The sequence below is a fragment of the Pseudomonas sp. SID14000 genome, assembly GCF_002165135.1.
In the GTDB taxonomy this organism is placed as follows: Bacteria; Pseudomonadota; Gammaproteobacteria; order Pseudomonadales; family Pseudomonadaceae; genus Aquipseudomonas.
On the sequence record NZ_NFZQ01000002.1, the window covers coordinates 238,133 to 250,119 of the forward strand.

11 protein-coding genes are annotated in these 11,987 nt (G+C 64.7%); 2 read left to right on the forward strand and 9 right to left on the reverse strand.

From position 1 onward, the window contains the following. Positions 1–302 precede the first annotated feature (302 nt). The 5 genes from CAY82_RS03890 to nhaB all read right to left on the reverse strand — a co-directional run bounded on the left by CAY82_RS03890 (position 303) and on the right by nhaB (position 4,765). Positions 303–1,262: a ribonuclease Z gene (locus CAY82_RS03890; protein ID WP_087500012.1), complete on the reverse strand. Its 960-nt coding sequence runs from the start codon at positions 1,260–1,262 to the stop codon at positions 303–305. A 16-nt stretch (positions 1,263–1,278) separates the two neighbouring features. Next, a complete protein-coding gene (locus tag CAY82_RS03895; protein ID WP_102059521.1) occupies positions 1,279–1,725 on the reverse strand; it encodes an NUDIX hydrolase in 447 nt (148 codons plus the stop codon). Positions 1,726–1,820: 95 nt separating this feature from the next. Next, entirely contained in the window at positions 1,821–2,366 is a 546-nt protein-coding gene (locus CAY82_RS03900; protein ID WP_087500013.1) for a lipocalin family protein, read from the reverse strand. Between the two features lie 80 nt (positions 2,367–2,446). Next, entirely contained in the window at positions 2,447–3,061 is a 615-nt protein-coding gene (locus tag CAY82_RS03905) for a dihydrofolate reductase family protein (RefSeq protein WP_087500014.1), read from the reverse strand. A gap of 201 nt (positions 3,062–3,262) precedes the next feature. After that, positions 3,263–4,765 (reverse strand): sodium/proton antiporter NhaB, encoded by a 1,503-nt coding sequence (nhaB, locus tag CAY82_RS03910; RefSeq protein ID WP_087500015.1) that lies wholly within the window; start codon positions 4,763–4,765, stop codon positions 3,263–3,265. Between the two features lie 150 nt (positions 4,766–4,915). Here nhaB and CAY82_RS03915 point away from each other — a divergent pair, with 150 nt between their 5' ends. Together CAY82_RS03915 and nudC are read left to right on the forward strand one after the other, a co-directional pair. Beyond that, on the forward strand, positions 4,916–5,728 hold the full coding sequence (locus CAY82_RS03915; protein ID WP_087500016.1) for a crotonase/enoyl-CoA hydratase family protein: 813 nt from the start codon (positions 4,916–4,918) through the stop codon (positions 5,726–5,728). Between the two features lie 37 nt (positions 5,729–5,765). Beyond that, positions 5,766–6,596, forward strand: coding sequence for an NAD(+) diphosphatase (nudC, locus tag CAY82_RS03920; RefSeq protein WP_087500017.1), 831 nt, complete (start codon positions 5,766–5,768; stop codon positions 6,594–6,596). On the opposite strand, the gene CAY82_RS03925 is transcribed toward nudC, so the two are convergent. The 4 genes from CAY82_RS03925 to CAY82_RS03940 form a co-directional block, all read right to left on the reverse strand. Further along, the gene (locus tag CAY82_RS03925) at positions 6,564–7,343 is read right to left on the reverse strand and encodes a TSUP family transporter (protein ID WP_087500018.1); all 780 of its coding nucleotides are present in this window, start codon (positions 7,341–7,343) and stop codon (positions 6,564–6,566) included. The two genes, nudC and CAY82_RS03925, sit on opposite strands and share 33 nt — an antisense overlap. 201 nt (positions 7,344–7,544) lie before the next feature. Further along, on the reverse strand, positions 7,545–8,375 hold the full coding sequence (locus CAY82_RS03930; RefSeq protein ID WP_087500019.1) for an alpha/beta fold hydrolase: 831 nt from the start codon (positions 8,373–8,375) through the stop codon (positions 7,545–7,547). A gap of 80 nt (positions 8,376–8,455) precedes the next feature. Beyond that, positions 8,456–9,745: an FAD-binding oxidoreductase gene (locus CAY82_RS03935; RefSeq protein ID WP_087500020.1), complete on the reverse strand. Its 1,290-nt coding sequence runs from the start codon at positions 9,743–9,745 to the stop codon at positions 8,456–8,458. Positions 9,746–9,979: 234 nt separating this feature from the next. After that, the gene (locus tag CAY82_RS03940) at positions 9,980–11,923 is read right to left on the reverse strand and encodes a DNA topoisomerase III (RefSeq protein WP_087500021.1); all 1,944 of its coding nucleotides are present in this window, start codon (positions 11,921–11,923) and stop codon (positions 9,980–9,982) included. Positions 11,924–11,987: the final 64 nt, after the last annotated feature.

Here is an 11,987-nt window from a genome sequence, read left to right on the forward strand (position 1 = left end):
AGCGCCGCCCGCGCGGCGCTTCGCGGCACAAGGCCGCTCCCACATTTGTTGCAACGTGCCACACTTGTCAGGCAATGGTTGGGAGCTTTGTCGCTTTGTCGCGTTGACGCGGTTTTTTGGCTGGCGCTACCGCAGCCCCACTTGTCTAGAGTCATGCACCAAGGCGGGCAGCGCCTCTCTCACAGGCATGGCCACGTTGCAACAAATGTGGGAGCGGCCTTGTGCCGCGAAGCGCCGCGCGGGCGGCGCTCGATTTCACAGGCGATGAAGATGTTGTGGCGAGCACCTGCGAGCTCCACAATTCATCCCGCGGGCTCAAGACAGCCATCGCGCCCAATGTGATAACGCTGCAGGTCCTGCGCCAGAACCAGCCGCCCGCTATAGTGGGCCAACGCCTCGGCACGCACATCGTCGATGCTCGGGCTGCGCCGTGAGTCGTGCTGGTAGCGGGCGCTGAAGTGCGTCAGTACCAGGTTGCGCACGCCCGCAGCTTCGGCAAAGCGTGCCACTGCAGCCGCGGTGCTATGGCCGAAGGTGACCCCCGTGCGCTCGACCACCGCCTGGGTGAACGTGGCTTCGTGTACCAGCACGTCCGCCCCCCTGGCGGCATCGGTCAATAGCGCGGGGTTGTCATTGTCGCCGCACACGATCACCCGCCGTGGCGGGCGCGAAGGGCGCAAGTAATCACTGCCGTGCAGCAGCTGCCCGCCATGCTGCACCGTCAGGCCTTTGGCCAGGTCGCCCCACAGCGGGCCGCGGGGTATGCCTTCGGCTTCCAGGCGCGAGATGTCCAGGCGTGGTTCGGGGTTGAGTTCGGTGAACACGAAGCCGACACTCGGCACCCGGTGCGACAACTGCACGCTGGTCACCTGCACGGTGTCACTGCGCCACTCCACCAGATCTTCCACGGCCAGCAGGCGCAGTTCGAACGGCAGGAAGGTATCGCTGGCCACCAGCCCCTGGCGTACCCAGTCGTGCAGGGCGGTGGGCAGGACAATCTCCAGCGGCTGGGTGCGCCCGCTCATGCCGGCGCTGGCCAGCAGGCCCGGCAGGCCAAAGCAATGGTCGCCGTGCACGTGGGTGATGAAGATGGCGCGCAGGTCACGGACCGACAGCGGCGTGTGCTGCAGCCGGTGCTGGGTGCCTTCGCCACAATCGACCAGGTACCAGTGGCTGCCCCTGGCTTCGATCACGGCGGTGGCGCTGACGTTGCGTGCCTTGGTCGGCACGCCGGCGGAGGTGCCCAGGAACAGCAGGTCCATGGTCTGGCTCCTTGTTTCAGCCCAGCAGCGACAGGTCACGCAGCAACGTCTGCAGCCCTTGCGGTACCAGCGCGCCGATGCGCGCCAGGTCGGCGCTGTCGCACCAGCGGGCGCGGAACGGGCTGCTGTCGGACTCCTGGCCGTCCAGCCAGGCTTGCTGGTACAGGCTGGCGTCGTCGAAGCGTGCATCGTACACCTGCACAATCTCATGCCCTGGCTTGCCGGCATAGGTGAACAGGCTCTCCAGGGTGCCGAGCAGGCGCACGTCGCTGATCGGCTGGCGCAGTTCTTCGTCGATTTCCCGGGCGATGGCATCGCGGCCCAGTTCACCGAACTCGATGCCGCCACCCAGCGGCCGGCACAGGGTCTGGCCGGTGGCCGGGTCGTTGAACACGTTCACCAGGATCTTGCCTTGGTGATGGAACACGCAGAGGGCGAGAAAACGGATACGGTGTGCTGGCAGCGGCTTGGTACTCAACGGGCTCGTTCCTTCGAGGTGGTTCGGGGCGCACACCTTAGCCGGATTGCCGCATGTCGTCGATGGCCCCCAGGTTTTGCCTACTCGGCCTGCCGCCAGATGAGCTTGCTGGTGTCATAGCCTTGCTCACGGGCGATCATCAGCAGTTGCTCGCGCAGCTGGTCGGTGACCGCGGGCGTGCGCGAAAGTAGCCACAGGTATTCACGGTTCGGGTGGCCGACCAAGGCCACGCGGTAGTCCTGGTCGTGGTACAGCACCCAGTACTCGCCCTTGGCCAGGCCGGGCGCGAGGCGGCTGAACCAGTTGTCGAAGCGCACCCAGAGCTTGTCGGTGCTACCCGGTTGCTGGGCTTCGGCGATGCCCTTGGCCTGGCTCCACCGGCCGTCCTTTTCCTGGCAGCGATTGGTCACGTCGAGACGGCCGTCCTCTCGCAAGCCGTAGTGCGCCTCGGACTGCACGCAGTTGCGCTGGAAGAACATCGGCAGCCGCGCGAGTTCGTACCAGGTGCCCTGGTAACGTTGCAGGTCGACCTGCTGGGTACGCGGCGTTGCCGGGTGATCGTTGCCGGCGCAGCCGAGCAGGGCCAGGGTCATGCAGGAAAGCAGCAACGTGGTGCGCAGCGCCATGGTGAACCTCCTTGATACGGACGGGGCATACCTGTGTTTCGATGCGGGCGAGAGGCAAAAGTTGTACGGGATTGTACCTTTCAGAACGAACCGGTCTGCACTTCGCCTGCGCGCTCGTAGCGGGCGATGACCACGCCCTTGGGCGAAACCTGCGAGTGCTGCAGGGTGAAGGCCGCCGCTGCCGCATCGTCGCCGAACAGGCGTTTGCCGTGGCCGAGCAGCAGCGGGTGGATCAGCAGTTGCAGTTCATCGACCAGGCCCGCCGCCAGCAGTTGCTGCACCAGTTCGCTGCTGCCCTGGGTCAGCAGGTTGGCGCCGTCCTGCTTTTTCAGCGTGCGAACCGCTGCGGTGATGTCCGTGCCCAAGGCATGGCTGTTGTGCCAGTCGAGGGTTGCGGGGGTGTGGGTGGCCACGTGCTTGGGCACGCTGTTGAACAGGTTGGCGATGGAGAAGTCTTCCGAGTTGTCTTTTACCTTTGGCCAGTAGCCGGCGAAGATGTCGTAGGTGCGTCGGCCCAGCAGCAACTCGAAGGGCTGGCTGAACAGGGCCTGCATCGCCTGGCCGAAGACTGCTTCGGCATAGGGCACGATCCAGCCGCCGTAGGTGAAGCCGCCGCTGGTGTCTTCCTGCGGGCCACCGGGGGCTTGCATGACACCGTCGAGGCTGATGAAGGCGGCTACGATGAGTTTGCGCATGGGGACTCTCCTGTTGGCAGCCGGGGTGGCTGGGGGCATGGAATAGTCGAATGGCAGGCAGCAGAATCGACAGGGCTGTTTGAGTGGTCTGCACTGGCCCTTTCGCGGGTAAACCCGCTCCCACATGATCACCACAGTTTCGCAGGCTGTGCAGTACCTGTGGGAGCGGGTTCACCCGCGAAGAGGCCGGTACAGGCTACATCACAGCCAGTAGGTCACCGCCCACCACCCCAGCCCACCCATCACTACGGTATAGGGCAAGGCCATCCACACCATCCGCCCATACGACAGCCGGATCAGCGGCGCAATCGCCGAAGTCAGCAGGAACAGGAACGCCGCCTGCCCATTCGGCGTCGCCACGCTGGGCAGGTTGGTACCGGTGTTGATCGCCACCGCCAGCGTCTCGAAATGCTCACGGTTCATGCCACCGTCGAGGAATACCTGCTTCACCTCAGTGATGTAGATGGTGGCAACGAATACGTTGTCGCTGATTGCCGACAGCAGGCCGTTGGCCAGGTACAGCATGCCTGGCTGCTGCTCGGCCGGCAGCGCCAGCACCCAGGCAATCAACGGGATGAACAAGTGCTGCTGATGAATCACCGCCACCACGGCGAAGAACACCACCAGCAACGCGGTGAATGGCATGGCGTCCTGGAAGGCACGGCCCAGGCGGTGCTCGTCGGTGATGCCGGTAAACGCCGTGATCAGCACGATCACCATCAGACCGATCAGGCCGACCTCGGCAACGTGCAGCCCCAGGCAGGCGATCAGGATCAGTGCAGCGAACCCTTGCACCCACAGCGCGATGCGCTGGGCCGGGGTACGCGCAGCATCGTCCTCGGCGGCATAAGCGGCCAGCACCTGGCGCACCGGCTCGGGCATCAGCGTGCCGTAGCCGAACAGGCGCAGTTTCTCCAGCAGCACGCAGGTCAGCAGGCCGGCGCCCAGCACCGGCAGCGACACCGGCGCCACTTTCAGGAAGAACTCGGCAAAGTGCCAGCCCATCTCATGGCCGATCAGCAGGTTCTGCGGTTCGCCCACCAGCGTGCACACGCCCCCCAGGGCGGTACCCACCGCGCCATGCATCAGCAGGCTGCGCAGGAAGGCGCGGAACTGGTCGAGGTCTTCACGGTGCAGATGAGCGACTTGCTGGTCGCTGTCCAGCGCGCTGTCTTCGCGCGGGTTGGCCCCGGAGGCGACGCGGTGGTATACCGCATAGAAACCGACCGCGGCGCTGATGATCACGGCGGTCACCGTCAGCGCATCGAGAAACGCCGAGAGGAATGCCGACAGCACGCAGAACAGCAATGCCAGGGTCGCCTTCGAGCGCACCCCCAGCAGGATGCGCGAGAACAGGAACAGCAGCAGTTCCTTCATGAAGTGGATACCTGCGACCATGAACATCAGCAGCAGGATTACCGGGAAGTTGTGTTGCAACTCTTCATACAGGGCTTGCGGGGTGGTCATCTGCAGCAGCAGGGCTTCGACCAGCAGCAGGCCGCCCGGCATCAGCGGGTAGCACTTCAGGGCCATGCCCAGTGTGAAGATGAACTCGAGCACCAGTGCCCAGCCCGCGGCAACCGGGCCAACGGTCAGCAGCAACAGCGGGTTGAGCACCAGGAACAGGCAGATGACTGCCTTGTACCAAAGCGGCGACTGGCCCAGAAAGCTGTGGGCGAGGGCGCCGGTCAGGGAGCGCGACATGAATTTGTATCCTTATGATTCGGCGATGGCGCACGGTGCCGGATCAGCGCGTCTTAGGCAAGGCGTAGAGTCCCGTTTTTGGCACAAGTGCGGTCATCGGGCTGGGTTACCATCCGTGCCATGAACCTTTCATTTGCAGGAGTGCCGCCCGTGACCGAGTACAGCGCATTCAAGGTCGAACTGACCGACAGCATCGCCCACGTTCAGATCAACCGTCCGGAAAAGCTCAATGCGATGAACGCGGCCTTCTGGGAAGAGATCATCGACATCTTCCAGTGGGTCGACGACACCGATGCGGTGCGGGCAGTGGTGATCAGCGGTGCCGGCAAACATTTTTCCGCCGGCATCGACCTGATGATGCTGGCCTCGCTGGCCGGGCAGATGGGCAAGGATGTGGGCCGTAATGCGCGTTTCCTGCGCAGCACCATCCTGCGCCTGCAGGCGTCGTTCAATGCCGTGGACAAATGCCGCAAACCGGTACTGGCTGCGGTCCAGGGTTACTGCATTGGCGGCGCCATCGATCTCATCTCGGCCTGCGACATGCGCTACTGCAGCGGGGACGCGCAGTTCTCGATCAAGGAAATCGACATGGGCATGGCCGCCGATGTCGGCACACTGCAACGTTTGCCTCGTATCATCGGTGACGGCATGATGCGTGAGCTGGCCTTCACCGGGCGCAATGTCGAGGCTGAAGAGGCGCTGCGCATTGGCATGGTCAACCGGGTCTATGATGATCAGGCCGCGCTGATGGACGGGGTCTTTGCCATCGCCCGCGAGATTGCCGCAAAATCGCCAATCGCCGTGGCCGGCACCAAGGAAATGCTCAGCTACATGCGTGACCATCGCATCGACGATGGCCTGGAGTACATCGCCACCTGGAACGCCGCGATGCTGCAGTCCGAAGACCTGCGCGTGGCGGTGGCGGCGCACATGAGCAAACAGAAACCGACGTTCGCCGACTGATCAGGCCGGGGGACGCGCAGTAAAGGAACCCCCCGACATGTCAGCACGCTGGACTACCGCAGTACTCGACCCGCAGATCACCGGGGGGTTGGCCGTGGCCCGCAGCCCGGAAGGGTTCCTGGTGGACGACAACGGCGCGCTGTTTCCCCGCGACTGGCTCAAGCGCCAGGGCCTCGACGTGCTGTGCGAACACGGCATCGGCCATTTCGACGACCAACCGGTGTTCCTGCTCGAGCTGCGCAGCGCCACCGACGTGCCCGGCTGCGCCTGGCGCGGCCTGCGTGCGTTCATGCTCGAAGGAGACTTCGACACCTACAAAGTGCTGGGCTATGCCGCGCAGATCGGTACCTGGGCCCGCGAGCACCGCTTCTGTGGCAGCTGTGGCCAGGCGATGACGCAGATTCGCTGGGAACGGGCGATGTACTGCCAGCCTTGCGACCTGCGCAGCTACCCGCGCATTTCGCCGAGCATGATCGTACTGGTGACCCGTGGCGATGAAATTCTGCTGGCGCGCTCGCCGCGTTTCGTCACCGGGGTGTACAGCACCCTGGCAGGCTTCGCCGAACCGGGCGAGTCGGCCGAGGACTGCCTGGTGCGTGAAGTGCGTGAGGAGGTGGCGGTGGAAGTTAAGAGTATCCAGTACGTCGGTAGCCAGTGCTGGCCGTTCCCGCACTCGATGATGCTGGGCTTCCATGCCGAATACGCCGGCGGCGATATCGTCATGCAGCCGGACGAGATCGAGGACGCCAGGTGGTTCAGCGTCCACGACCTGCCGCCGCTGCCGGCCGGCCGGTCGATTGCCCGGTATCTGATTGATTTGTATGTGGCTCGCCGTTTAGGGCTGCCCGAACCAGTGCTGCCACGCTAGGCGCACAGTCAAGGCCAGCACCACGGTGATGAACACCGGGCGGATGAACCTGCTGCCGCCACTGATCGCCGTGCGTGCGCCGAAGAATGCGCCGACCATCACCGACAGGCCCATGCACAGGCCGACGATGTAGTCCACCTGCCCGGAAATGATGAACACCGTCAGCGCTGCGATGTTGCTGACGAAGTTCATGCTGCGCGCAACGCCGCTGGCACGGACCAGGTCGATGGGGTAGAGCAGCAGGGTGCTGACCGTCCAGAACGCCCCGGTACCCGGACCGGCAACGCCGTCATAGAAGCCCAGGGTAAAGCCTTGCGGCACTTGCCATTTCTTCTTGATCGGCGCATCGGCATCCAGCGGCGCCTTGGGCGTGCCGCCGAACAGCAGGTAGACGCCACAGGCGAAGACGATCACCGGCAGCATCTTGTTCAGCCATTCGGCCGGCATGTAGTGGGCGATGACCGCGCCGAGCAACGCCCCGGTCAAGGTGGCGAACAAGGCAGGGCGCCATTGTGCCGGGTGGAACAGCTTGCGCCTGTAGTAGGTAAAGCCGGCGGTGGCCGAGCCGAAAGTGGAGCTGAGCTTGTTGGTGCCCAGTACCAGGTGCGGTGGCATGCCGGCGGTGAGTAGCGCCGGGGTGGTGAGCAGGCCGCCACCGCCGGCGATGGCATCGATGAAACCGGCGACGAAGGCGACCAGGGCCAGGATCAGCAGGGTGAGGGGTTCTACGGTGAGTTCGAAGGGCATGGTTTCTTGGCAGGCAGGGAGGCAAGGGGCGGCAAAGGGCCGCGCTAGAAGGGAAACATGTTAATCCTGAGGTGTATGGGTTGCCAGTGCCGGCCCTTTCGCGGGTAAACCCGCTCTTACAGGTTACCTACACATTTCAAGACCTGTGCAGTACCTGTGGGAGCGGGTTTACCCGCGAAGAGGTCGGTGCAGGCGATCACGTCAGCTACGGATAAACGCCAGCAAATCCGCATTGATCACGGCGGCATGGGTAGTCGGCATGCCATGCGGGTAGCCCTTGTAGGTCTTCAGCGTGCCGTTGGGTAGCAGCTTTGCCGACAGCAATCCGGAGTTCTCGTACGGCACGATCTGGTCGTCGTCGCCATGCATCACCAGCACCGGCTGGGTTATGCCCTTCAGGTCTTCGGTGAAGTCGGTCTGGGAAAACGCCACGATGCCATCGTAATGGGCCTTGGCGCTGCCGATCATGCCCTGGCGCCACCAGTTGCCGATGATGCCTTCGCTGGCTTCGACACCGGGGCGGTTGTAGCCGTAGAACGGCCCTGCCGGGACATCCCGGTAGAACTGCGCACGGTTGCTGGCGACCTGGGCCTGGAAACCATCGAACACGGATTTGGGCAGGCCACCGGGATTACCGGAAGTCTGCACCATCAATGGCGGTACGGCGGCAATCAACACGGCCTTGAGCACCTTGTCTTGAGGGTGCCGGGCCATGTAGCGCACCACCTCACCACCACCGGTCGAGTGGCCGACATGCACGGCGCCCTGGATGCCCAGGTGAGCGACGACAGCCGCCACGTCGTCGGCATAGTGGTCCATGTCGTGGCCGTCCCATACCTGGCTGGAGCGGCCATGGCCGCGGCGGTCGTGGGCGACCACGCGATAACCCTGGGTGAGGAAGAACAACATCTGCGCATCCCAGTCGTCGGCGCTGAGCGGCCAGCCGTGGTGGAAATGGATGACCGGCGCATCGCGTGGGCCCCAGTCCTTGTAGAAGATCTGTACGCCGTCCTTCGTGGTTACATAGCTCATGGTCGGGTCTCCTGTGTGCAGGAAGCGAAGGGAGCTATTGAGAATAGGAGAGATTTCTGCGCAGTAAGCGCCGGCCGTCTTCAGATACGATCGCGCATCCTGTACCAGGCCTTGGCGGCGGCTTCCAGCGGTGCGGCCAGCAGGTCGCCGCCGGGGAAGCGGCCGTTGTCGATGCCTTGGTACAGCGTCAGCAGGTCGTCGTCACCGAGGATGGCGTCGCTCACGGCCCGGGCTGCGGCCAGGGTCGGCAGCACGCCATGGCCGGAGAAGCCCTGCAGCCAGTAGCGCTGGCCCTCGCGGCCGACATCCGGGGTGCGCTGGATGCTGCAGTCGATATGGCCGCCCCAGGCATAGTCGATGGCCACCCCGGCCAGCTGCGGGAACACCCGCTCCAGGTAGGGGCGGGTGGCGCTGGCGACATCTTTGGGAATACCGCCCAGGTAGGTGCAGCCGCCGCCGAACAGCAGGCGATGGTCCGGGGTAAGGCGGAAATAGTCGGGCACGAACTGGTTGTCGATCACGCAGCTATTGCGCGGCAGCAATGATCGGGCGAAATCGGCGTCGAGCGGCGCGGTGGCGACCTGGTAGGAACCGACCGGCAACAGGCGACGCGACAGGTTACGGTCGAGGCGGTCGATGTAGGCATTGCAGGCTAGCACCAACACCTGACAGCGTACTTCGCCGCGGTCGGTACGGGCGACATAGCCGTCGCCAGCTCGCTGGTAGCTGAGCACCTGGCTCTGTTCGTAGATACGCCCGCCGGCCGCCTCGATGGTACTGGCCAGGCCCTGGGCCAGCTTTAGCGGGTTGAGGTGGGCGCCTTTGGCGTCGTATAGCGCGGCCTGGTAGCGCGGGCTGTCGATCCATTGGGGCAGCTCGTCGCGGCCGATCAGGCGCAAGGCGTCGTAGCCCCATTTGTGTCGGGCATCGTGCAGGGCTTCCTCCAGCATCTTCACCCGGCGTGGCAGCACGGCGGTCCACAGGCTACCCACCCGGTAGTCGATGTCGAAGCCATGGCGCTCAGGCAGTTCACTCATTTCGTCGGCGGCCCAGCACATGCTGGCCCACAGGCGTTGTGTGCGTTCGACGCCCAAGGCCTTTTCCAGCGGTGGCATGTCGCAGGACCAGCCGAGCAGTGCCTGGCCACCGTTGCGGCCGGATGCCGCCCAGGCCACGCGGCTGGCTTCCAGCAGCGTTACACGCTTGCCGGCCTGAGTCAGGCGCAGGGCGGTGTGCAGGCCGCTGAAGCCGGCGCCAATGATCAGTACATCGGTGTCGTGGCTGCCTTGCAGGGTAGGGTGCAGGGGAATGCTGGCGGGGTAGGTCTGGGCGTAGTAGCTGGCGACGTGCTGGGCGGATTGTTTGAACATGCAAGGGGCTCATGAAAATTGTTTTGATTATTTTCATGAAAATTTAGCAGGTAAATTTCATGGCGCCAATGCATTAGCCGGCTTTGTGGTTTGCCTGGGGTTGTTGTGTTGCCTGTCCTGGCCCTTTCGCGGGTCAACCCGCTCCCACAGAGTCATCACAGGTCTTGAGGTCGGCGCTGTTCCTGTGGGAGCGGGTTGACCCGCGAAAGGGCCTGACCTGGGAGGGCAAAATCTTCAGGTTGTCGCCTTTTTTCGAGGCTGCCTTGGCTTGCCTGCGGCCGCTTTTCCTTTCCCGCCGCTCCTGCGCTTCTTCTTCCACGGCGGCGCCGCCCCGGCCGCCGGGCCGCTGATGGTCATGCGCATGCCGCTGCACCGTTCGACCAGCTTGCCCATCCACGCCGACTGCCGGGCAACGAACTCCTCCAGGGTCATCTCGCCACTCTGCACCATGTCCAGCGCCTGCTCCCAGATCGCCGTGGTGCCGGGGTCGGCAATGGCGCGCGGTACGGCGTCGATCAGGCTGAACGCCGCAGGCGTGGCCGACAGTGCCTTGCCGTTCTTCACCAGGTAACCACGGTCGAGCAGACCCTGGATGATGCTGGCGCGGGTGGCCTCGGTGCCGATGCCGGTGGTTTCCTTGAGCTTCTGCTTCAGCCGTGGGTCATCCACCAGCTTGGCGACGTTCTTCATCGCCTTGATCAGGTCGCCTTCGGTGAACGGTTTGGGCGGCTGGGTCCACAGGTCTTTCAATTGCAGGCCCTGTACGCTGCAGTCCTGGCCTTCGCGCAGCGCTGGCAGCACCTGGGCGGGTGGCGCTTCGCGGCCCTTGGTCGGGGTCAGCGCTTCGGGCAGCGCACGGCGCCAGCCTGGTTCGACGATCTGCTTGCCTACTGCGCGCAGGGCATGGCCGGCGCAGTCGAAGTCGGCCTGGGTGCGGTCGTATTCGTGGTTGGGCAGGAACTGCGCCAGGTAGCGGGCGCGGATCAGGGTGTACACCGCCTTGTGCTTGGCTGGCAGGCGCGATGGGTCGCTGGCTGCGGCAGTCGGGATGATGCCATGGTGGGCGCTGACCTTGGCGTCGTTCCACGCCCGCGAGCGACGCTGTGGCTCCAGGTAGGGCTGCAGTGGCGCCAGGCTGGCATCGGCACGTTGCAAGGCAGCGAGGATGGCTGGCGCTTCGGCGTGCTGGCTTTGCGGCAGGTAGCCGCAGTCGCTGCGCGGGTAGGTGATCAGCTTGTGGGTTTCGTACAGGGCTTGGGCGATGTCGAGGGTTTCCTGGGCGCCGAGGCCGAATTTTTTCGAGCACAGCTCCTGCAACGTGCCCAGGTCGAAGGGCAGGGGTGCCGCTTCACGCACACGCTCGGTGGTCACCTTGACGGCGCGGGCAGTACCCGCCTTGCCGATGTCGGCGGCAGCCTGCTGCGCCAGGGCCTGGTTCAGGCAGCGGCCCTGGTCGTCGCAGGCGCCCTCGGGGGCGCGCCATTGGGCGTTGAAGCCAAAGCCTGCGTGTTCGAGCTGCACGTCGATGGCCCAGAACGGCACTGGCACGAAGTCGGCGATGCTGCGGTCGCGGTCGACCACCAGGCGCAAGGTGGGCGTTTGCACCCGGCCCACCGGCAGCACGCCCTGATAGCCGGATTGCCGGCCCAGCAGGGTGAACAGCCGGCTCATGTTCATGCCGATCAACCAGTCGGCGCGGGAGCGGCCCAGCGCCGAGTGGTACAGGTTGAAGGTTTCGTGGCCCGGCAGCAGGCGCGCCAGGGCCTTGCGGATGGAGGCGTCGTCCAGTGCCGAGAGCCACAGGCGCTGCACCGGGCCGCGGTAGCGGCAATGCTCGACCAGTTCGCGGGCGATCATTTCGCCTTCGCGGTCGGCGTCGGTGGCGATAACCAGTTCGCGCGCTTCGCCGAGCAGGCGCTTGACCGCCTTGAACTGGCTGGCGGTCTTGGGCTTGACCAGCATCTTCCACTTCTCCGGGATGATCGGCAGGTCGGCCAGGTTCCAGCGCTTGTAGCGTTCGTCGTAGCTGTCGGGCGGGGCGGTTTCCAGCAGGTGGCCGATGCACCAGGTCACGCAGACGTCGGTGCCTTGCCAGCAGCCATCGCCCTTGCGGTTGGCGCCGAGCACTTTGGCGATGTCTTTTGCCTGGGAGGGTTTTTCGCAGAGGAACAGGCGCATGGCCGGGGACGCTTCATCGGGGGTGATGGGCAATAGGATGCGCAAGCGGGGGCGCGGAGGCAAG